Source organism: Streptomyces sp. NPDC021115, from assembly GCF_044333065.1.
In the GTDB taxonomy this organism is placed as follows: domain Bacteria; phylum Actinomycetota; class Actinomycetes; order Streptomycetales; family Streptomycetaceae; genus Streptomyces.
The window spans coordinates 1-20,597 of sequence record NZ_JBIRQF010000008.1; the positions used below are offsets into that span (position 1 = coordinate 1).

Sequence of the window (20,597 nt, forward strand, 5' to 3'; positions counted from 1 at the left end):
CGACGTTCTGTGGGCAATGCTGCGTGACAAGAGGTTCTTCACCTCCGCCCCGCCGGTCACGCAGGCGGCTTGACACGATCATTGAGATTCTCCTTGCCGAGAGGCGCAGGTGGCCGGAACCAGGTATGCGTGATCGGCGACCACGGTCACGCCGAAGTGGCCTGCCTCACATCACAGAGAAGCGACTAGAAGAGTTTCTAGAAATCTCTAGATGATCTTCTAGTTGGAACGAGAGGGGCCTTCACGGCACACTGTGCCCAGGCGCGAGAAGGAGAGCCGCATGCCACCGAGGGACGCACTGACCGTCCACCAGCGCCGCTTGGGAGCCGAGCTGCGGAAGCTCCGCGAACGTGCGGGACTGACGTCCACCGCGGCGGCAGTGCTCAACGGTGTCAATCAGGCACGGATTAGCAACCTTGAGGCGGGACGGTACGCCGTGAGCGCCGAGCGCGTGCGCACGCTCGCCCGCAGCTACGACGCCGCAGATCAGGCCCTGATCAACGCCCTGGCTGCCATGGCTGGACGACGGGACCGCCGCTGGTGGGAGGAATACCGCGAAGTCCTGCCCACAGTCATGCTCGACATCGCCGAACTGGAGCAGGAAGCCGAGGGGTTGCGGGTCGCCCTGGCGGTCCACATACCCGGACTGCTCCAGACCGTGGATCACGTTCGTGCCCTCTACCGCGAAACCGTCCCGGCCCTGGAGCCGTACGAGGTGGAGCACCGGGTCGCTTTCCGCGTCCGTCGGCAGGGAATCCTCCACGGGGAGCGGTCGATGCCGTACAAGGTCATCGTTCACGAGGCCGCTCTGCGCTTGGGCTGTGGCGGACCGAAGGTCGCCCGGTCCCAGTTGGAGCACCTGATGGAGATGAGCGAGCGCGACAACATCACCGTGCTGGCGATCCCCTTCGGCAGCGGACCGTTCCCCGGATCCGGCCAGCCGATCGATTACGTGTACGGCCCTGTGCCCCAGCTCGATACCGTGACGTTGGATACCGATCACGGCTGCGAGTTCCTCGACGCGGAAGCGCAGCTGGTGAAGTACCGATCCGTTCTGGACCGGCTGGAGGAGACCGCTCTTGATCCAAAGGCGTCACGGGACCTGATGCGCCGCATCGCGCTCGACACCTGAGAGGAAAGCTACGTGCCCGAACGTCACTGGCGGAAGTCGTCCTACAGCGTGGAGGGGTCCAACTGCCTGTTCGTCGGCGTGGGGGAACGCGACGCCATAGTGCTCCAGGAGAGCGAATACCCCGAGGTCATGCTCTCGACCACCCGGGCACCCCTGAGAGCCTTCATACGCGCCGTCAAGGCAGGTCAGTTCGACCACGTCACCGAGTCCTGAGTACCCCCTCACGCCCCGTTTGGCGCCTGTGCGCCCTTGTCCGCCTCATCGGACGGGTGGAGAGTCATGCGCTATCCGTGAGCGACTCGGCACAGGAGGCGGCCGTGGCACTAAAGTTCTTGGGGATCTATCCGAACACTCCGAACGACGGCTCGCCCACCATCTGGCTGGACGAGGACTCCGGTGATCTGATCATCCAGTCGTGGAAGGCGGACGACGCGACACTCAGGCAGTGCCAGGAGGTGGGGTCGATTCCTGGTCACTCCACCGACGTGCCTGATCACGAGACGGTGATCCGGCTCCCTGCGAACATGCGGCAGTTCATCCCTCAGCCTGATAGCGAGGTCAACAGTGGCAACGGCGGTACGTGAGGCTCTGGCTTCCGCGCGGCATTCGGCAGTTCATCTGGAACTGCGCGACATCTACACGCCCGACGACCCCGATTTCGCCGACTGGCGCGCCGGTGTGCACTTCGACCCTGCCGAGCGGTGGCGAAGCTGGTTCGACGTGGTAGTAGCGACCACGGCCAGAGGCGTTCGGATGAGGCGGGCTCGTGTCGTCTCTGAACCCGTCAGCGAATACATCAAATTCGAGTACGACGTGACGGGGCCCCACAACATCGCAGCCGGCGAAGAGGTCCGGTGGTTGCCCCGGCGGAAGGCGGTCGATCTCGCCCTTCCGGGCGCAGACTGCTGGGTCATCGACGATGAGGTCGTGATCTTCAATCACTTCGATGGCAACGGAAATTGGGACCCTGCGACGGGTATGGATGTGCGGAGGGAACCTGCGGTGGCAAAGCTGTGCGTCTCAGCGTTCGAGGCCGTCTGGGAGCGCGCCGTACCGCATGCGGAGTACCGGCCGCTTTGAGCGAAGCCCCTGGCGATGTCCGTCTCTCCCTCGTCCAGCGCACAACAGGCACGGCAAGCTCTTGGCGCCCGCCTCGGTGAGATCCGCGAAGACACGGGGCTGACCGGGCGAGCGCTCGCCGCTTTGTGCGGTTGGCACCCGTCCAAGGTCAGCAAGATCGAGCATGCCAAGACGTCCCCCTCACCGGAAGACATTCGGGCCTGGGCAGAACATTGCGATGTACCGGAGCAGACGGCAGACCTGATCGCGTCGCTGCGCACAGCGCAAGGCATGTGGGTTGAGTGGCGCCGAATGGAGCGGGCAGGTCTTCGCCGCGCACAAGAGGAACGTCTGCCGCTGTACGAGCGCACCACCCGCTTCCGCGTCTACTCGTCCTGGCTGATCCCTGGACTGATCCAGACCCGCGCCTACACAACGGCGGTGTTGCGCGCCATCCGCGAGCGCCGTGGGCTCGTCGATGACGTCGAGGCCGCCGTGGCCAGTCGTATGGAGCGGCAACGATTACTGCATACCGGAGAGCGTCGTTTCGCCTTCCTCATCGAAGAATCCGTATTGCGCTGCGGGACCGGGGGCGCGGAGACGATGGCGGAGCAACTCGCGCATATACTCGCCATCAGTTCGCTGGCCAACGTCAGCGTGGGCGTGGTCCCGATGCAGCCGGACCGGGTTCGCTGGCCCGTGGAGAGCTTCTGGATGTTCGACATGGCCGAGGTCAATGTCGAACTGGTTTCGGGCTTTCTGACAATCACCCAGCCCGGCGAGATCGCCATGTACGCCCGGACCTTCGGCGAATTTACCGAACATGCGCTCTACGGAGCGGCGGCACGAGAACTGATCTCCTCGGCAGCCGACTCGCTCGGTTGAAATTCCCGAGCAACTTCGAGCAACGTCGTTGAGCAGGCATTGATTCGCTCCGTAGCGTCTCCCTCACTCACATCTGCGGGGAGCTGCGCGCTATGAAGATCACCGAGGAACACATCGACGCCATGCGTTCCACACACCACCGGGCGGCTGGAGCAGAAGCAAGGGCAGTCGCCGAATTACTGCGGGAGGCGCTGGGTCGCCTCGGCTTCACTCCCGACGTGGCCGTTCCCCACGGGGCGAAGAGCGATGACCTGTTCTGGCCCGTCCTGCGCGGCGAGGTCACGGTCTCGGGTCACCCCATGGTCGCCCTCGGCCGCATTCCGCTCGACAGCGCCAACCGCCTCGCGGAAATCCTCATGCGCGCCGCCCTGGAGGAGCAGGCCAAGAGGGCCGCCACGAGCTGAGCGGCCCCTTAAAACCCCCGTTCCGGCTGGACCGGAGCCCTGGCAGGTCGAGCCCAGCGCGGAACGGGTGCACGTGCACGACAGCGGCGGGGAAGGCCCCCGCGCCGACAGCACCGAAGGGAATCATCCCGATGCCTTTACGCGGATTCAAGGCCGTCGTCCTCCGACAGGACCCGGAGGACGACGGGCCCACCGAGGGCGGGCAGCAGGGCGGTTGCGGTGACGGCGACGGCTGCGGTCGTCAGTAACAGGTGAGATGGAGGTCGGTCCCCGTCCCGCTGGGGACCGACCTTCGCTGAGAAGGCGAGCGCATGCACCACCACGGCTACACCTGGCTCGGATCCGCCCACGAATTACTCAAGGACGGCCCTCGACGCCCGCTGCACCCGGAATTCCGATCCAGCAAAGTCGTCCCCCTGGAACTGGCCCACTGGCTGCTCAAGCCCGCATCCTTCATCCAGGGGACATGGACCGACCCGCAGCAGGCAGCGGAATGGTTCGATGGGCAAGCGCGAGACGCCGCCGCGTCGTTCGTCTCGGAGCACGACCGCGACGCGGTAGTCCGAGCCGCCAAGTGGGTCACCGAAGGAGAGGATGCGGTCGGCGGCTGGTATCTCACCGGTCAGAGGTTTCTGTCCGTATGCCTGATCGCATGCGACCCACACCGCATGCGGCCGGAAACCCCCTGCCCTGAGGAGGCGTAGGGCCAGAACCACAACAGGGCGTCGGTGCCCAGGGCAGCGGAATGACCTCGTCCACGAACTGTGACAAGGAGCAGCACATGAACGTGGTCTCGTGGCGTCAGTCTTCGTACTGCCAGGAGTCGGCCTCCTGCGTGAACGTCGCGGTGGGGGAACGCGACACCGTCATGCTCCGCGAGAGCGAACACCCCGAAGCCATACTCTCCACCAGGCGCACCCCCCTGAGAGCCTTCATACGCGCCGCCAAGGCAGGCCAGTTCGACCACATCGCAGAACTCTGATCGCACGCCTTTCCACGCTCGGCGTACCGGGAAGGGACGTATGAAGAATCTCGGCGAGCTGTTCGACACCTTCGAACGGGAAGCATTCCGGCTGGAGACGCTGGACGACTACGGCGGGTCGGGCAACACGGGTGCGTACGGCAGGTTCCTGGCGGGAGATCCCCGGCCGGAGGGCTACAACGCCGAATGGGTGGCAGAGCTTCGCTCGCACACCGGCCAGGGGAAGCGCGTCTACCGGGTGCACATCCTTTCGCGGCCGCTCACGCCCTATCTCCGTTTCGAGCTCGGCTGGGGGTACCGGACGAACCAGACCGGCGGTGAGGAGTTCTTCATCCTCGACACCACCGACAAGCCCAATCCCCTCGAAGGTGTAGGAGACTTCTGGCTCTTCGACGCCCGGACCCCGGTCACCATGGCCTACGACGCCTCGGGCGCTGTCACAGGGCGGGAAACGTTGCCCGATGAGCGGGCGCAGGAATTCATCGGCTACCGGGATACGGCCCTCGCTCATGCGGAGCCGTTCTCGGAATGGTGGTCGGAACACGGGGAGTGAACAGAGTCCGCCCTATCGCATGGTGATCACCAGCTTGCCCGTGGTGCGGCCCGTCTCGCCCAGGGTGTGGGCCCGGGCGCCTTCGGCGAGGGGGAAGGTGCCGGAGACGTGGGGGCGGAGTTTGCCGCGGGCGGCGAGGTCGGCGATGGCGCGCATTCCGGCCTGGTCGTGTTCGACGAGCAGGGTGACCGCGCGGGCCTGTGCCCTTTCCGCCGCGGCCCGGGTGGCCGCGGTGCCCGGGAGCAGGGAGACGAGGGTGCCGCCGGGGCGGAGTACGGCCGCGGAGCGGGTGGCGGTCTCGCCGCCGAGGGCGTCGAGGACGACGTCATAACGCTCGTCGGTGTCGGTGAAATCCTCGGTGCGGTGGTCGACGCAGGCGTCCGCGCCGAGTTCGCGCAGGAAGTCGTGCTTGGGGGCGCTCGCCGTCCCGGTGACGTGCGCGCCGCGCTCCTTGGCGATCTGTACGGCGAGATGGCCGACGCCGCCCGCCGCCGCGTGGATCAGCACCCGCTGCCCGGCCCGGAGGTCCGCGGTGTCGACGAGGGCCTGCCAGGCGGTGAGCGCGGCCAGCGGCAGGGCGGCCGCCTGGACGTGGTCGATCCCGGCGGGCTTGGCGGCGAACGCGCGGGTGGGGCCGGTGACGTACTCGGCGTGGGAGCCGGCCCCGTACGGGTAGGGCAGCATGCCGAACACCTCGTCACCGGGGCGGAAGAGGGTGACCCCGAAGCCGGTCTCCACCACGGTGCCGGAGACGTCCCAGCCGAGGGTCAGCGGCGGGGGCGGCAGGAAGATGCTGAGGGCGCGGTGCTTGAAGTCCGTGGGGTTGAGTCCGGCGGCGTGCACGGCGACGAGGATCTCCCCGGGGCCGGGCGCGGGGCGCGGAAGTTCGGCCAGCTCCAGGACTTCGGGGCCGCCCAGGGTCGTCTGGTGCAGGGCGAGCATCGTGTCGGAAGTGTTCTTCGAGGTCATGGCTCGATCCTGGCCCCGCGGTCCGGTCCTGGGCGATGGCAGGAAGGTCAGCCTTCGATACATTCCTGCCATGACCCTCGCCCACAAGGCCGCCCACAAGGTCGTCGTCCTCGCCCTCGACGGCGTCTATCCCTTCGAACTCGGCATCCCGCACCGGGTCCTGGGGTCCGCCGGTGGCCGCTACGAGGTGATGTCCGCGAGCGTGGACGGGCAGCCCGTACGGACCGACGCGGACCTGACCGTCACCCCCGGGCACGGACCCGAGGTGCTGGCGGAGGCGGACACCATGGTCATCCCTCCGTACGCGATCTCCCGGACCACCGCCCCGGCCCCGCAGGCCCTCGCCGCCCTGTCCCGCGTCCGCCCCGGCACCCGCCTGGTGTCGATCTGCACCGGCGCGTTCCTGCTGGCCGCCGCCGGTCTGCTGGACGGGCGGCGGGCCACCACCCACTGGGCGCTCACGGACCACTTCCAGGAGCTGTTCCCCCGGGTCGAGTTCGACGCGAGCGTGCTCTTCGTCGACCACGGTGACGTGCTGACCTCCGCGGGGGCGGCGAGCGGTGTCGACGTCTGCCTGCACCTGGTGCGCCGGGACCACGGCAGCGAGGTGGCCAACCAGGTCGCCCGCTGCTGCGTCGTGCCGCCGTACCGGGACGGCGGGCAGGCGCAGTACATCGAGCGGCCGCTGCCACCGGCCAGCGGAACCGGCACCGGGCCGACCCGCGACTGGGCACTCCAGCGACTGGAACTGCCCCTGTCGCTGGACGAAATGGCCGCGCACGCGGCGATGAGCACCCGTACGTTCGCCCGGCGCTTCCGGGAGGAGACCGGTCTGAGCCCCGGCCGCTGGCTGACCCAGCAGCGGCTGCGGCGGGCGCGGCACCTGCTGGAGTCCAGCGACCTGCCGGTGGAACGGGTCGCCCACGAGGTCGGCTTCGCCACCGCCACCTCGCTGCGGCGGCACCTGGCGGCGGAGGCGGGGGTCGCCCCGTCGGCGTACCGGCGCACGTTCCGGGCCTCGGGTCCGGCCGCGGGCGATGTGTGGGTATAGACGCGGCCCTATGCGGGGGCGTCCAGGAACCGCAGCAGCACATCGGCCTCCACGCGGAGCCGCGCCGCCCGCTCGGCATGTACGGGCGCGGTCAACTGGGCCGCCGCCTCAAGTCGTTCATCGGCCTCGGCGCGTACGATCTCGGCCACCCTGCCCTCGCTCAGCTCGCGCCGCGCCCCCTCGGTGGCCCCGACGCCGACCGGCGACGCCTCGAGGGCCACCCCGCACAACGCCGCCTCCCCCACGGGCACCGCCTCGGCGTTGTCCAGCGCGGCGAGCGTGGCGCGCAGCGCGCTCACCGCCGCCTTGTCGCGGGCGCGCATCGCTTCCGGCAGTGCTTGACGCATACGAACACGCAAAGTCATACCGGTGGACCCTACGGTCGTCCCCCTGGCCCCACAACGGGATTTCACAGGGGCAGCCAGGCCGGGGCGTCCGTGCCCCAACGGCTGGGCGGTCGGGTCCAGTTGCGCGGCGAGCCCTCGTACGCGATCGGCGGGAGGGCGTGGCGCAGGGGGCCGTACGGGGACGGGGCCCCGGTCAGCCAGGGGTCCGGGGCGTACGGGGTGGGCGGACCGTCCCCCGGCGGTACGGGCGTGATGCCGTGCAGCAGCCAGGAGGCCGTACCGGCCAGGGAGAAGCGCAGATGGTGACCGGTGCCCGCCTCGAAGCGCGAGGTCAGGGCGCGCAGGACGGCCGCGGCGAGCAGGTAACCCGTGCCGTGGTCCAGGGCCTGGGCGGGGAGGACGCCGGGGTGGCCGTCGTCCGAAGCTTCCAGCAGGGCGATTCCGGTCCCGGCCTGCACCAGGCTGTCGAAGCCGCGCCGGTCGGCCCACGGCCCGGTCCAGCCCCAGGCACTGAGCTGGGCGACGATCAGCCCGGGGTGGTGGGTGAGGTAGCGGTCGAGGGCGCCGGGGCGGTAGCCGGTGACCACGACGTCGGCTCGGGCGAGGAGTTCGTCGAACGTCCGCCGGTCGTGGGGGTCGGCGAGGTCGAGGCGGGTCGAGCGCTTGCCGAAGCCGGTGTCGGCGTGCGCGTCGGGGTCCTCGGGGAGGCGCGGGGAGTCGACGCGCAGCACGTCCGCGCCCAGCAGCCCCAGCGTGCGGGTGGCGACGGGACCGGCGATGACCCGGGTCAGGTCGAGGACGCGGATTCCCTCGGCGGGCAGCGCCGCTGGTGGGAGGGGGCGAGGGGTGGCGTTATTAGTAGGGATGTTGTTGGTCAACGGCATCCCGGCCAAGGGGAGTTCACCAGGAGGTACGGCGGCCACCGCCAGCGCGCCCGCCGCGTACGCACTCTCCTGGACCTCCCGGGCCCGGCGCCCCGCCAGCTCAGCAGCCAGCGCTTCCGCGTCGGCGCGCTCCCCCAGCCCCAGCGCGGCCAGCAACCGGGCGCGGTGGTGGGGGTAGTTGGCGTGGGTGCGCACCCAGCCGTCGGAGGTGCGCCAGAAGCCGGACAGCGGGGCGAAGGTGGTGGCGCTGCGGCCGTCGATCCGCAGATGGCGTTCGCTGACGAACGCGGTGGCGACCGCGCCCTCGTCCACCCGTACGGCGGCCGGAATCGCGCCCCCGGCGCGCCGCGCGGCCAGTTCGGCTGCGGCCAGCGAGCACACCCCCACGGTGGCGCGGGCCAGTTGCCGCACCGGCAGCCGGGCGGGGAGCACCGGGCCCGCCGGGGCGTAGGTGACGCGCTCGGCGAGCGCGGGGGCGCCGCCCAGGGCGGCCCAGGCGTGAGCGGTGGCCGCGTCGGTACCGTCAATCCCGTCAGTCGTCATGCGGTCATTGTGCGGCCGGGCCCAGCGTGGATTCGATGCCCGCGACGATCGTCCGCAGGCCCTCCTCGAAGCGCGTCTCGTAGTCGAGGAAGAGGTCCGCGCCGACGGCGGCGGTGAGCGGGTAGTCGGGGCCGATGAGGTCGGCGCGCTCGTCGACGTCGTAGCCGGGGGCGCGTTCGCCCGCCATGGGCTCGACGGCCTGCTCCTCGATCACGAACCCGAGGGTGAAGGTGTACGCGATGAACGAGGCGCGGGCCCCGGCGCCCGGGGTGAAGCCCGCGTCCACGAAGGCGCGCAGCTGGGCCTCCATGGGGGCGGCGTGGGGGGTGCCGGTGAAGCGGGTGCCGCTGAAGACCTTCGCCCCGTCGCGGTAGCGGAGCAGGGCGCGGCGCAGGGCGCGCTGGGAGGCGACGAGGCGTTCCTGCCACGTCGTCGCGCCGAGGTCCCCCCGGTCCTCGGCCAGGCGGCGGAACATCGCGGTCGCCATCTCGTCCAGCAGTGCCTGCTTGTTCTTGAAGTGCCAGTAGAGGGCGGGCGCCTGGACGTTCAGCTCCTTGGCGATGCGGCGCAGGGTGAGCCCTTCGAGGCCCACCTCGTTGAGCAGTCGCAGCGCGGTGTCCACCACCTGATCACGGTCCAGTCGCGTCGTCGCCATGCGCTCATCCTCCCAGCTCACCGAAGACCTCTTGACAATTTAACAGCGTTAAGCGCATCCTCGGCGGCATGGAACTTAACAGCGTTAAAGAGATCGGCGTACTGATCATCGGCGCGGGCCCCGCCGGGCTGACCCTGGCCGTCGACCTCGCCCGGCGCGGCGTATCGGCGCGGATCGTGGAGCGGGGCGAGGGGCTGTTCCCGGGGTCGCGCGGCAAGGGGCTCCAGCCGAGGACGCAGGAGGTCTTCGACGACCTCGGGGTCATGGCCGCGGTGCGGGCGGCGGGCGGGCCGTATCCGCCGATGATGGGGTGGGAGGACGACCGGCGCCTCGGCGCGTTCGAGATGATCGTCCGCAACGGCCCGACCCCGGGCACCCCGTACCACGACATCTGGATGCTGCCGCAGTGGCGGACCGCCGAGGTGCTGTACGCGCGGCTGCGCGAGCTGGGCGGCGAGGTCGCGTTCGGCGCGGAGTGCACCGGGCTGACGCAGGACGCGGACGGCGTCACCGCGCGGCTCGCGCACGCCGACGGCTCGGCCGAAGACGTACGGGCGGCCTACGCGGTGGCCGCCGACGGGGGCCGCAGCACGGTCCGCAAGGCGCTCGGCATCGGCATGGCGGGCGAGTCCGTCGACCCGGTTCCGCGACTGGTGGCCGACGTGGCGCTGACCGGCCTGGACCGGGACCACTGGCATGTGTGGCAGAAGGCGAAGGGCGGCAGCCTGTCGCTGTGCCCGCTCGCCGGGACCGGCCTCTTCCAGGCGATGGCCCAGTACGACGACGTCGACGCGGTCCCCGACCCGGACCCGGAGGCGGTGCGGCGACTGATCGCCGAGCGGACGCATCTCGCCGCGTCCGACGTGCGGGACGTGCGGTGGGCGTCACCGTTCCGGGTCCGGGCGGCGATGGCGGAACGGTTCCGCGAGGGCCGCGTCTTCCTGGTGGGCGACGCCGCGCACATCCACTCCCCCGCGGGCGGCCAGGGCCTGAACACCGGCGTCCAGGACGCGTACAACCTCGGCTGGAAGCTGGGCGCGGTGCTGCGCGGCGGCGCGGACGCGGCGCTGCTGGACTCCTACGAGGAGGAGCGGATGCCGGTCGCCGCCGGGGTGCTGGGCATCAGCACCCGCATCCACCGCGCCGGAATGGTGGGCAACGCGAAGGAGCCCCGGCGCACGGCGGAGGTGCACCAACTGGGGCTGACCTACCGGGGCGGCGCGCTCGCGGTGGACCGGCGGCAAGACGCCGCGACCGCCCTCCGCGCGGGCGACCGCGCACCCGACGCCCCCTGCACCCTCCCCGACGGGACCCCGTTCCGCCTCTTCGACGCCTTCCGCGGCCCGCATGTGACGGTGCTCGCGCTCGGCGGCGCGGAACCGCCCGCCCCCGAACGCGCGTCCGTGGTTGCGTATCGTGTCGGCGGCCCGGCACCCGATCTGCTGGACCCGGACGGACACCTCCGCGCCGGATACGGCGACCGGGGCGTCCTCGTCATCCGGCCGGACGGCTACGTGGGGTGCGCGGCCGACCGTGCGGACCAGGTGACGGGATATCTGACCAGGTTGGGCGCGTAGGGCGATACGGCGGGAAATCGCACAGCGGGTACGGATAACATCGCGGAGCGCACATCCATTGACCGCTCTCATGCGTCCCTGGCTCGACGGCTTTCCCTCCAGAAGGCCGCGCCGCCCACGGACATTTGGAGTATTCATTTGAAAACCACCACCAAGCGCATGCGTCGCCTCTCCGCGCTGAGCGTTCTCGCCGCGGGTTCCGTGCTGGCCTCCGGGGCGTTCGTCCCGGCGCAGGCCGCCGCCGCTGCGCCCACGATCACCGCCAAGGGCGGGTACGTGATGAACAACGGGACGGGCAAGGACCTTTACAAGAAGGCCGCCGACACCCGTCTCTCCACCGGCTCCACCACCAAGATCATGACCGCCCGCGTGGTGCTGGCCCAGTCGGGCCTGAACCTCAATTCCAAGGTCACGGTCCAGAAGGCGTACAGCGACTACATCGTCGACAACAACTGGGCCTCCTCGGCCCGTCTGATCGTCGGCGACAAGGTCACCGTCCGCCAGCTGCTCTACGGGCTGATGCTGCCGTCCGGCTGTGACGCCGCGTACGCCCTGGCCGACAAGTTCGGCACCGGCTCGACCCGCGCCGCGCGGGTGAAGTCGTTCATCGGCAAGATGAACTCAACCGCCAAGAGCCTCGGCCTGAAGAACACGCACTTCGACTCGTTCGACGGCATAGGGCACGGCAAGAACTACTCCACGCCGCGCGATCTGACGAAGCTCGCGAGCAGCGCGATGAAGTACTCGACGTTCCGCACGGTCGTGAAGACGAAGAAGACCACGCAGAAGACCGTCACCAAGAGCGGCGGCTACCGCAACATGACGTGGGAGAACACCAACCCGCTGCTCGGCACCTACTCGGGCGCCATCGGCGTGAAGACCGGTTCGGGCCCGGAGGCCAAGTACTGCCTGGTCTTCGCCGCCACCCGGAGCGGCAAGACCGTCATCGGCACCGTCCTCGCCTCGTCCTCGGTCGCGAACCGCACGGCCGACGCGAAGAAGCTGCTGACCTACGGCTTCTCGAAGTAGTCACGAAGCGACGAAAGGGCCTGCTCGCGAGCCGCGCGAGCAGGCCCTCCGCTGTTCGTCAGGCCGCGCCCGCCTGGCGGTAGAGGGACAGGGCCTCGTTGCCCAGCGTCGGGTAGTACTCGTTCTGCCCGGCGCTCACGCTGATGTTGCCGATCAGATAGCCCGCGCCTCCTGAGAAGTCGGCGAGGAAGCCGCCACCGCTCGAACCGCCGGTCTGCACACAGTCGATGCCCCACATCGTGGAGCCCGGGCGGCCGGGGTCGGGGAACGCGTCGCCCTCGCAGTGGTTCAGCCGCTCGCCGTTGCCCTCGGCCGCGGAGCCGCCGTACCCGAAGGAGTGGACGCGGCGGCTGGTCGTCGAGTTGAAGACGACGCCCTGCGCGCCGACGGTGTCGACCAGCGAGCGGCCGTTCAGCGTGTTCATCACGGCGAAGGAGTAGTCCCAGTTGGCGTTGCCCTTCGTGGACACGTACTGCGGCTCCCAGAAGAGGCGGCGCGCGGTGAAGGTGCCGAAGGGGCGGTTGCCGTTGTTGTAGCCAGGGATGAAGACCCAGTTGCGGTAGCCCGTGCCGGTGGCGGCGTCCACGGTGCAGTGGCCCGCGGTGAGGACGACGGACTTGTTGTCGGTGTTGGCGACGGTGGCCGAACAGGCGAAGGTGCCGCCCGAGGCGTTGTTGAAGAAGACCTTGCCCGCGGTGGTGCTGATCAGCCCGCCGCCGGTCCAGGCGGTGGGCGAGGTGGCGCGGGTCGAGGGCGACCCGGGGGTCGCGGCGGCCGGGCCCTGGACCGGGGGTACGGACACCTGCTTGCCGACCGTGGGCCCGGTGCCGAGGTGCGCGGCGCGGGCGGCGGGCAGTGTGGTGACGTCCTTGGCACCGCGCAGCCGCTCGGGCGTCCAGTAGCGCTCGGCGGCGCGCTGGTCACCGGCGGATATGGCCGCGCCGTTCGCGGAGGCGGAGGCGGGTGCCGGGGCGGCGGCGTGCGCCTGGGCGGCCGTACCCAGGGTCACGGTGGCGAGAGTGAGGGCGCTGCATAAGGTACCGACGCGTCTCATTGGCGGTCGACTCCAAGTCAGTTGACGTGCCCGGGGCGCTCGGACAACGTTGTCGAGCGCCTGTCGACCGCAGGGTGCCATGGCGGACACGGCCCGCCACGGCACCCGGCGCCTTGTCTAGGGAGAGCCCTACACCGGGGTCACCCGAAGCCTTCGGTCATCAGACGCACCGGCCGCCCAGGTATACACGCCGCGCAGCGGGCCGGGACCTGGCCAACACCAGCGCAGACGCCCACCGGCCGCGGTGAGCCCGGTGCGGCGGCGGACCGTACGGCGACTGCCAGGCCGGCCGCTCGGTTCGACCCGAGCCGCCGCGGCGGAGAACGATCGGCAGGCAGATGGGCGCCACCGCCCAGTTTTTGGACACAGAGTTACACCGATTCCAGTGAGAAGACCGCAGCGAAAAGGAGCACGGCGCAAAGGTGCGACGCGCGACGATCAGCGCTTGGGGGCTCACTTGGAGTACAACGGCATGTCCTTGGCAGGGTGACTGCGGGCGGAAGCACGATAACGGCGCGTGGGAGACGGTTCCACTGATTTTCGTGCGGGTGGCGTTGCCGTGCAGTTCACTTATCCCCGTGACGGCGCGATCGCTTCAAGGACTTCGCGCAGTGATGTGACGCCGTCAGAAGCGAGGAAGTGACCGGCTCCGGGGACCACCTCTGCGGAGACCCCGAGCAGGCCGGCAAGACGGTCGGTGTGACCAGGGGGAACGTACGGGTCTGCGTCCGACCGGATGATCGTAAGTCGCTCGACGTGGTTGCTGAGCTCCTCCACGTCGCAGCCGTCTCCGATGTAGGAGTTCAGTTCTGGAAGCGCGGGCAACTGGTCGACGAATCCGGAGACCAGCACGAGGGTGCCAAGGCGCCAAGGGCCCGGAAGTGATCGCAGGTAGCGCAGCACTGTCAGGCAGCCCAGGCTGTGCGCGACGATGATCGAGTTCTCGTCAGGAGTTCCCAAGTCGGTGCGCACGGCTTCTGTCCACTGTGCGGGGTCTGGGTCTCGTGGGTTCGGAAGGGCCGGGATCGTGGTCACGATGCCGTCCGTGCCGAGCTGCTCGCCCAGCCAGCCGAACCAGTGGTCTTCGGGAGATGCCCCGTAGCCGTGGATGATCGAGGCCCGCCGCTGGGTTGTTCCTGTTGTCATGCCGCAGGACCATATGGGTTCACGTCAGCGTGAAGGTCAAGCCGATGAGGGGGAAGCAACGGTGCTGATCAGCGAACTCGCCGAGCTGACCGGAGTGAGCGCGCGAGCGTTACGCCACTACGAGGACCGAGGACTACTGGTCCCGGCTCGCAACAGCAGCGGGTACCGGAACTACGCCGAGTCCGATGTCACCCGCGTAGCCGAGATCAGGACGATGATCTCCGCTGGCCTGGGCACCTCGGCCATCCAGCAGTACCTCGACTGCGCTCGCAGCGGCGCACACGGCACCACCCTGGAGATGTGCCCCGACCTACGAGCCGAGCTGGTCGCCTTGGCCCGACGGCTCGACGCCAGGCAAGCCGAACTCCGTGACACACAACGACGATTGAGCGAGCTCACATCCGGTGGCTGAGGCGGGTGAGGGCCTCCTGCGTGCCGGTGGTGGATGTCGCGATCCACACCGAAACCAGAGGCCCTCGCCTCGTTCAAGAACCACTCACGGCGCGTCGCCTGTCACCAACGTGCCGGAACAGCACACCTAGGGCGCCTGCTCGAAGTCCAGCAGCACCTTGCAGGACTCGCGGCGGTCGGCCGCCTGCGCGAACGCGTCCGCCGCGTCCCGCAGCGGGCGCACCCCGCTGATCAGCGCGTCGAACGACGGCTCCGCCGCCAGCAGCCGCAGCGCGTCGTCGAACTCCTCGTGGAAGCGGAACGCGCCGCGCAGGTCGATCTCCCGCGCCACCAGCAGGTTTCCGGCGAACGGGCTCTGCCCGGGCGGCAGCATGCCCAGCTGGACGATCACTCCGCCGCGCCGCACCCGGTGCAGACAGGTGTCGAGCCCGGCGGCCACGCCGGACGCCTCGATCGCGACGTCCACCTCGTCGGTGGGCCAGTTCGGGTCGTCCGGGTCGTCGGCCCGTACGCACGCCGTCGCACCGGCCGCCGCCGCGAACTCCAGGGCCCGGGGCAGCACGTCGGTCGCCGTGATGGACGCGGCGCCCGCCGCCCGCGCGGCGGCGACGGCCAGGCAGCCGATCGGCCCGGACCCGGTGATCAGCACGTGCCGTCCCGTCAGATCGCCCGCGCGGCGCACCGCGTGCAGGGCGACGGACAGCGGTTCGGCGAGCGCCGCCCGGCGGGGCTCAAGCCCCTCGGGCAGGACCCGCAGCTGCCCGGCGGGTACGGCGATACGGGACGCGAACCCGCCCTGTACGTGGGGGAAGCGGGCCGCGCTGCCCAGGTAGCGGGTGTCGCGGCAGATGTTGGCGCGGCCGCCCGCGCACTCGGGGCACACCCCGCACGGCGTCGCCGGGTGCACGGCGACCGGGGTGCCGGGCGCGGGCCCGCTCGCGCCCTCGCCGTACGCCACGACCGTGCCGACGACCTCGTGCCCCAGCACCATGGGCTGCTTCAGCCGGAAGTCGCCCACGCCACCGTGCTGGTGGTAGTGGAGGTCCGACCCGCAGATCCCGCCGTACCGGATCGCCACGAGCGCCTGCCCGGGCCCCGCCTCCGGTTCGGGGAGTTCGTCGACCCGCAGGTCTCCCTGCCCATGGATCACACAGCCCAGCACCATCCGCCCTGCCTCCTCTGTCATGTGCTTCACAGCTGACTCGTCATGCCGCCGTCGACGTACAGCACCTGTCCGCTGACGAAGTCGGCGGCGGGCGAGGCGAGATAGAGCAGCGCCCCGATCAGGTCCTCGGTGCGGCCCCAGCGCCCCGCCGGGGTCCGGCCGCGCACCCAGGTGCTGAACTGCTCGTCCTCGACGAGCGGCCGGGTCAGCTCGGTCTCGATGTAGCCGGGTCCGACGCCGTTGACCTGGATGCCGTACTGGCCCCAGTCGGCGCACATGCCCTTGGTGAGCATCTTCAGCGCGCCCTTGGTCGCCGAGTAGGGGGCGATACCGGGGCGGACGACCTCGCTCTGGAGCGAGCAGATGTTGACGATCTTGCCGTGGCCGCGGGTCGTCATGCGCCGCGCGGTCTCCCGGCCCACCAGGAACGCACTGGTCAGGTTGGTGTCCACGATCTGCCGCCAGGCCTCGTCGGTGAACTCCAGCAGCGGTGCGCGGTTCTGCATCCCGGCGTTGTTGACCAGGATGTCGAGCGGGCCGACCCGCTCCTCCACGTCGGCGATCCCGGCGGCAACGGCCGGGCCGTCGGTGACGTCGAAGGCGGCGGTGTGCACGCCCGCCTCCGCGCCGCCGAGTTCGGCCGCGGCCTTGTCCAGGGCCTGCTGGTCACGGCCGTTGAGGACGACCGTGCAGCCTGCCTCCACCAGGCCGCGGGCGAGCGCGTGGCCGATGCCGCGGCTGGAGCCGGTGACCAGGGCGGTGCGGCCCGTGATGTCGAAGAGCGGATGTGTGGTCATGACGTACATACCTCTCGGTTCTCAAAAATCCCCGGTGCTAGATCACCAGTGACAGCAGCAGGACGAAGCCGAGCGCGACGACCGAGATGACCGTCTCCATCACGGACCAGGTCCGCACCGTCTGCCCCACGCTCATCCCGAAGTACTCCTTCACCAGCCAGAAGCCCGCGTCGTTGACATGGCTGAAGAAGAGTGAGCCGGCGCCGATGGCGAGCACCAGCAGCGCCACATGGGTGCTGGACATGTCCGCGGTGAGCGGCGCCATCAGCCCGGCGGCGGAGATCGTGGCCACGGTCGCCGAGCCGGTCGCGAGCCGGATCGCGACCGCGATCAGCCAGGCGAGCAGCAGCGCTGAGACGTTCCAGTCCTTCGAGATGTCCATGATCATGTTGCCGACGCCGATGTCGATGAGCGTCTGCTTGAAGCCGCCGCCCGCCGCGACGATCAGCAGCATTCCGGCGATCGGCGCGAGCGAGGTCTCCACGGTGGCCGAGATGCGGTCCCGGGTGAAGCCCGCCGCGCGGCCGAGCGTGAACATGCCCACGAGCACCGCCGCCAGCAGCGCGACCAAGGGGTTGCCGATGACGTCGGCGATCCGCTGGGTGGTGTTCTCCGGATCGTCGATGACGATGTCGACCAGCGCCTTGACCAGCATCAGCACGACCGGCAGCAGCACGGTGAACACGGTGACGCCGAAACCGGGACGCCGCTCCAGGTCCTCCGAGGGACGCGTCGGCATCAGCCGGTCCGGCGGGGTGACGTCGACCCAGCGGTCGGCGAAGCGCGAGAAGACCGGGCCCGCGATGACGGCGGTCGGCACCGCGATGAGGACGCCTAGCGCGAGCGTGATGCCCAGGTCGGCGTGGACCGCGTCGATCGCGGCGAGCGGGCCGGGGTGCGGCGGCACCAGGCCGTGCATCACGGACAGGCCCGCGAGCGCCGGAATGCCGATCCGCATCAGGGAGAAGTTGCCGCGCTTGGCGACCAGCAGCACCACCGGGATCATCAGCACCATGCCGACCTCGAAGAAGAGCGGCAGCCCGATGATCCCCGCGATGAGCACCATCGCCCAGGGCATCGTCCGGTTGCTCGCCCTGGCGAGGATCGTGTCCACGATCTGGTCGGCGCCCCCGGAGTCGGCGAGCAGCTTGCCGAGGATCGCACCGAGCGCGATCAGCACCCCGACGCCCGCCACGGTGTCGCCGAGACCGCCCGAGAAGCTGGTGATGACCTTGTCGAGCGGCGCCCCCGCGACGGCGCCGAGCGCCAGCGAGCCGATGGTCAGCGACAGGAACGCGTGCAGCTTGGTCTTGGTGATGAGGAGGACGAGGACGGCTATGCCGACGAGAACGGCTATGCCCAGCTGCGCGTGACCGGCCGACGTGATCGGGTCGACGGTGTCCGCTGCCAGCAACTCGGCGCTGAGTCTGGTCACGGAGGCTTCCTAACCTGCGTTTTTGTCGATGTCAGGACCGCTGCCGCAGTGCGGCGACGGCCCGCTCGGTGATGGTCTCGGGCCCCGGGGCGATGTCCACGGCGACGCCGTTCTCGTCGCCCTGGAGCGGCTCCAGGGTGGCGAGCTGCGAGTCGAGCATCTTCTCGGAGAAGAAGTGGCCCTTGCGCTCCTTCATCCGGTCGGCGATCAGCTTGCGGTCGCCGGTCAGATGGAGGAAGACGACACCGGGCTCGGCAGCGCGCAGCCGGTCCCGGTAGCTCCGCTTGAGCGCGGAGCAGCTGACCACGCCGCCGTGACCGACGTGGTCATGGGCCCAGGCGCCGATGGCGTCCAGCCACGGCCTGCGGTCCTCGTCGTCCAGCGGGGTGCCGGCCGACATCTTGGCGATATTGGCCGGCGGGTGGAAGTCGTCGGCCTCGGCGTACGGCACACCGAGCGCGTCCGCCAGCAGGGGGCCGACCGTGGTCTTGCCCGTACCGGACACTCCCATGACGACGACCAGGGGGGCATGCATGTGGAAAACCTCGCTGTCTGCTCCGGTGCCGTCCGCCGCGACGACCGTCTCCTCGACCGTCTTCCGTCTTCCTCGACCTCGGCACCGCTGGCAGCACACTCAACCCCACAGATACGACGTATTCAAGAGTCCGTGATTTAAAAGTCATACTTAAATTGCGACCGACGTCCACGTAGTCTGACCTCATGGACAACCAGGGGCCCGCCGGGCGGGGACTGCACGCTCGGCTGCTGGCGTCCCTCGGGCCCGCCATCACCGCGGGCGACTACCCGCCGGGGACCGTGCTGCGCACCGATGAGCTGGAGCGCCGCTTCGACGTCTCACGGACCGTGGTCCGCGAGGCGGTGCGGGTCCTGGAGGCCATGCACCTGGTCCGCTCCCGCCGCCGCGTCGGGGTGACCGTCCTCCCGCCGGAGGAGTGGGACGTCTTCGACTCGCAGGTCATCCGCTGGCGGCTGGCCGGTCCCGACCGCCCCCGGCAGCTGCGCTCCCTGACCTCCCTGCGCTCGGCCATCGAACCGGCCGCCGCCGCGCTGGCCGCCGAGCACGCCACCGCCGCCCAGTGCGCCGAGCTGACCGAGCACGCGCTCAACATGGTCGCCACCTCGCGCGGCGAGCAGCTCCCCGCCTACCTCGTCCACGACGTGGCCTTCCACCGCGTGATCCTGCGCGCCTCGGGCAACGAGATGTTCGCCCGCCTCGGCGACGTGGTCGCCGAGGTCCTGGCGGGCCGCACCGAACACCAGGTGATGTTCAGCGACCCGGACCCGGCGGCGGTCACCCTCCACGTCCGCGTCGCCGAAGCGGTCCGCGCCCGCGACGCGGAGCGCGCGGAGCGCTACACCCGCGAGATCACCGTGGGCGCGCTGCGCGAGCTGGACATCCTGGCGCCGTAGGCCCGGGCCCCGTCCCACTGGCCCGCCGGCGGGTGGCTGCCGACGACGTGAGCGTTCGTCAGAATTCCAGGACCGCGCGGTAGCGGGCCCGTCCGCCCCGCACGCGGTCCAGCGCCTCCTCGATGCGCGACACCGGGTACGTCTCGGTCTCCGCCCGGATGCCGTGCCGGGCCGCGAAGTCGAGCATCTGTCCCGTCTCCACGGGCGTCCCCACGAGTCCCCCGGCGAGGGTCTTCTCGCCCAGCAGCAGGGACAGCGGATGAACGGTGAACGCGGACTCGGGCACCCCGACGACACTCAGGCTCCCCTGCGGCCGCAGCGTCGCCAGGTACGCGTCCCACGGCAGGTCCCCGGAGACGGTCGACAGGACGAAGTCGAACGCCCCGGAGAGCCCCGCGAGCCCCTCTCCCGCCGCGCCCGCCACGACGAACTCGTGCGCCCCGAACCGCCGGGCGTCGTCCGCCTTGGTGGCCGTCGAGGAGAGAGCGGTGACATGGCACCCCCACTTCGCGAGGAACTGGAGGGCCAGGTGCCCCAGGCCCCCCACGCCGACCACGGCGACCCGGTCCGTGGGCCGCACCCCGTGCCGCACCAATGCCGAGAACACCGTCGAACCGGCGCACATGAGCGGCGCGGCCTGCTCGGACGCGAGGGCGTCGGGGAGGGGCTGCACATACCGCCAGTCACCGGCGCGCACCTGGGTCGCGAACGCGCCACCGTCGCCACGGAGCACGAGGTCGTCCTTGTCCGGGCAGAGATGCTGTCGACCGCTCAGACACCACTCGCAGGCGAAACAGGCACCGGCGGTCGCCCCGACGCCCACCCGCTGCCCGATGGACAGCCGGGTGCGGTCGACCGCGCTGCCCAGCGCCGCGACGACGCCGACCGCCTCATGCCCGGCGACCACCGGGAAGCGGGAGATGCCGTGCAGGTCGTCGATCATGCCGACATCGGTGTGGCAGACACCGCAGTGGGTGACGGCGACGTCCACCTCGTGGGGGCTGGGGGGCGCGGGCTCGTACTCCCGCACCCGTACCGGCCCTCGGGCTTGCTCCACCGCATACGCGCGTACGGCCACGGCCACGGGT

At 70.1% G+C, this 20,597-nt stretch carries 25 protein-coding genes; 14 read left to right on the top strand and 11 right to left on the bottom strand.

Going from position 1 to position 20,597, the window contains the following annotated elements:
- Window positions 1–280 precede the first annotated feature (280 nt).
- The 9 genes from ACH4TL_RS24220 (at window position 281) to ACH4TL_RS24260 (ending at window position 5,015) form a co-directional block, all read left to right on the top strand.
- Window positions 281–1,132 (top strand): helix-turn-helix domain-containing protein, encoded by an 852-nt coding sequence (locus ACH4TL_RS24220; protein ID WP_398319677.1) that lies wholly within the window; start codon window positions 281–283, stop codon window positions 1,130–1,132.
- Window positions 1,133–1,144: 12 nt separating this feature from the next.
- Window positions 1,145–1,345, top strand: a complete 201-nt coding sequence (locus ACH4TL_RS24225) for a DUF397 domain-containing protein (protein ID WP_398319674.1) — start codon at window positions 1,145–1,147, stop codon at window positions 1,343–1,345.
- 104 nt (window positions 1,346–1,449) lie between these two features.
- Entirely contained in the window at window positions 1,450–1,716 is a 267-nt protein-coding gene (locus ACH4TL_RS24230; protein ID WP_398319750.1) for a hypothetical protein, read from the top strand.
- Window positions 1,697–2,212 (top strand): DUF6879 family protein, encoded by a 516-nt coding sequence (locus ACH4TL_RS24235; protein ID WP_398319671.1) that lies wholly within the window; start codon window positions 1,697–1,699, stop codon window positions 2,210–2,212. Before ACH4TL_RS24230 ends, ACH4TL_RS24235 begins: the two co-directional genes overlap by 20 nt.
- Window positions 2,213–2,227: 15 nt before the next feature.
- On the top strand, window positions 2,228–3,076 hold the full coding sequence (locus ACH4TL_RS24240; RefSeq protein WP_398319668.1) for a helix-turn-helix domain-containing protein: 849 nt from the start codon (window positions 2,228–2,230) through the stop codon (window positions 3,074–3,076).
- Between the two features lie 92 nt (window positions 3,077–3,168).
- Entirely contained in the window at window positions 3,169–3,480 is a 312-nt protein-coding gene (locus ACH4TL_RS24245; RefSeq protein WP_398319665.1) for a hypothetical protein, read from the top strand.
- 311 nt (window positions 3,481–3,791) lie between these two features.
- Window positions 3,792–4,184, top strand: a complete 393-nt coding sequence (locus ACH4TL_RS24250; protein WP_398319662.1) for a hypothetical protein — start codon at window positions 3,792–3,794, stop codon at window positions 4,182–4,184.
- A 77-nt stretch (window positions 4,185–4,261) separates the two neighbouring features.
- Window positions 4,262–4,462 (top strand): DUF397 domain-containing protein, encoded by a 201-nt coding sequence (locus tag ACH4TL_RS24255; RefSeq protein WP_398319659.1) that lies wholly within the window; start codon window positions 4,262–4,264, stop codon window positions 4,460–4,462.
- Between the two features lie 40 nt (window positions 4,463–4,502).
- Entirely contained in the window at window positions 4,503–5,015 is a 513-nt protein-coding gene (locus tag ACH4TL_RS24260) for a DUF6879 family protein (protein ID WP_398319656.1), read from the top strand.
- Between the two features lie 12 nt (window positions 5,016–5,027).
- Here ACH4TL_RS24260 and ACH4TL_RS24265 read toward each other — a convergent pair whose 3' ends face one another.
- On the bottom strand, window positions 5,028–5,984 hold the full coding sequence (locus ACH4TL_RS24265; RefSeq protein ID WP_398319654.1) for an NADP-dependent oxidoreductase: 957 nt from the start codon (window positions 5,982–5,984) through the stop codon (window positions 5,028–5,030).
- Window positions 5,985–6,054: 70 nt separating this feature from the next.
- Here ACH4TL_RS24265 and ACH4TL_RS24270 point away from each other — a divergent pair, with 70 nt between their 5' ends.
- A complete protein-coding gene (locus ACH4TL_RS24270; RefSeq protein ID WP_398319651.1) occupies window positions 6,055–7,035 on the top strand; it encodes a GlxA family transcriptional regulator in 981 nt (326 codons plus the stop codon).
- Window positions 7,036–7,043: 8 nt separating this feature from the next.
- Here ACH4TL_RS24270 and ACH4TL_RS24275 read toward each other — a convergent pair whose 3' ends face one another.
- The 3 genes from ACH4TL_RS24275 to ACH4TL_RS24285 all read right to left on the bottom strand — a co-directional run bounded on the left by ACH4TL_RS24275 (window position 7,044) and on the right by ACH4TL_RS24285 (window position 9,464).
- A complete protein-coding gene (locus ACH4TL_RS24275; RefSeq protein ID WP_398319747.1) occupies window positions 7,044–7,358 on the bottom strand; it encodes a hypothetical protein in 315 nt (104 codons plus the stop codon).
- 86 nt (window positions 7,359–7,444) lie between these two features.
- Window positions 7,445–8,809, bottom strand: coding sequence for a CoA transferase (locus ACH4TL_RS24280; protein ID WP_398319648.1), 1,365 nt, complete (start codon window positions 8,807–8,809; stop codon window positions 7,445–7,447).
- 4 nt (window positions 8,810–8,813) lie between these two features.
- Window positions 8,814–9,464 carry a TetR/AcrR family transcriptional regulator C-terminal domain-containing protein gene (locus tag ACH4TL_RS24285; RefSeq protein ID WP_398319645.1) on the bottom strand — a complete coding sequence of 217 codons (651 nt, stop codon included), beginning with the start codon at window positions 9,462–9,464 and terminating at the stop codon, window positions 8,814–8,816.
- 68 nt (window positions 9,465–9,532) lie between these two features.
- Between ACH4TL_RS24285 and ACH4TL_RS24290 the strand changes: the two genes are divergently transcribed.
- On the top strand, window positions 9,533–11,041 hold the full coding sequence (locus tag ACH4TL_RS24290; protein ID WP_398319642.1) for an FAD-dependent monooxygenase: 1,509 nt from the start codon (window positions 9,533–9,535) through the stop codon (window positions 11,039–11,041).
- Window positions 11,042–11,200: 159 nt separating this feature from the next.
- On the top strand, window positions 11,201–12,070 hold the full coding sequence (locus tag ACH4TL_RS24295; RefSeq protein ID WP_398319744.1) for a D-alanyl-D-alanine carboxypeptidase family protein: 870 nt from the start codon (window positions 11,201–11,203) through the stop codon (window positions 12,068–12,070).
- 58 nt (window positions 12,071–12,128) lie between these two features.
- Here ACH4TL_RS24295 and ACH4TL_RS24300 read toward each other — a convergent pair whose 3' ends face one another.
- On the bottom strand, window positions 12,129–13,079 hold the full coding sequence (locus ACH4TL_RS24300) for a trypsin-like serine peptidase (RefSeq protein WP_398319638.1): 951 nt from the start codon (window positions 13,077–13,079) through the stop codon (window positions 12,129–12,131).
- Between the two features lie 615 nt (window positions 13,080–13,694).
- Window positions 13,695–14,270 carry an RBBP9/YdeN family alpha/beta hydrolase gene (locus ACH4TL_RS24305; RefSeq protein WP_398319635.1) on the bottom strand — a complete coding sequence of 192 codons (576 nt, stop codon included), beginning with the start codon at window positions 14,268–14,270 and terminating at the stop codon, window positions 13,695–13,697.
- 61 nt (window positions 14,271–14,331) lie between these two features.
- Between ACH4TL_RS24305 and ACH4TL_RS24310 the strand changes: the two genes are divergently transcribed.
- The gene (locus ACH4TL_RS24310) at window positions 14,332–14,682 is read left to right on the top strand and encodes a MerR family transcriptional regulator (RefSeq protein WP_398319632.1); all 351 of its coding nucleotides are present in this window, start codon (window positions 14,332–14,334) and stop codon (window positions 14,680–14,682) included.
- 126 nt (window positions 14,683–14,808) lie between these two features.
- On the opposite strand, the gene ACH4TL_RS24315 is transcribed toward ACH4TL_RS24310, so the two are convergent.
- From ACH4TL_RS24315 to ACH4TL_RS24330, 4 genes are read right to left on the bottom strand one after another with little or no spacing between them, the layout of a single operon-like run.
- Window positions 14,809–15,846 (bottom strand): L-idonate 5-dehydrogenase, encoded by a 1,038-nt coding sequence (locus tag ACH4TL_RS24315; RefSeq protein ID WP_398319741.1) that lies wholly within the window; start codon window positions 15,844–15,846, stop codon window positions 14,809–14,811.
- 26 nt (window positions 15,847–15,872) lie between these two features.
- Complete coding sequence (locus ACH4TL_RS24320; protein ID WP_398319629.1) at window positions 15,873–16,643, bottom strand: glucose 1-dehydrogenase; 771 nt, start codon at window positions 16,641–16,643, stop codon at window positions 15,873–15,875.
- A 37-nt stretch (window positions 16,644–16,680) separates the two neighbouring features.
- A complete protein-coding gene (locus ACH4TL_RS24325) occupies window positions 16,681–18,078 on the bottom strand; it encodes a gluconate:H+ symporter (RefSeq protein WP_398319626.1) in 1,398 nt (465 codons plus the stop codon).
- 31 nt (window positions 18,079–18,109) lie between these two features.
- Complete coding sequence (locus tag ACH4TL_RS24330) at window positions 18,110–18,613, bottom strand: gluconokinase (protein WP_398319623.1); 504 nt, start codon at window positions 18,611–18,613, stop codon at window positions 18,110–18,112.
- Between the two features lie 185 nt (window positions 18,614–18,798).
- Here ACH4TL_RS24330 and ACH4TL_RS24335 point away from each other — a divergent pair, with 185 nt between their 5' ends.
- Complete coding sequence (locus tag ACH4TL_RS24335) at window positions 18,799–19,509, top strand: FadR/GntR family transcriptional regulator (protein ID WP_398319620.1); 711 nt, start codon at window positions 18,799–18,801, stop codon at window positions 19,507–19,509.
- Window positions 19,510–19,567: 58 nt separating this feature from the next.
- Here ACH4TL_RS24335 and ACH4TL_RS24340 read toward each other — a convergent pair whose 3' ends face one another.
- A complete protein-coding gene (locus ACH4TL_RS24340; RefSeq protein WP_398319617.1) occupies window positions 19,568–20,593 on the bottom strand; it encodes an NAD(P)-dependent alcohol dehydrogenase in 1,026 nt (341 codons plus the stop codon).
- Between the last annotated feature and the right edge of the window lie 4 nt (window positions 20,594–20,597).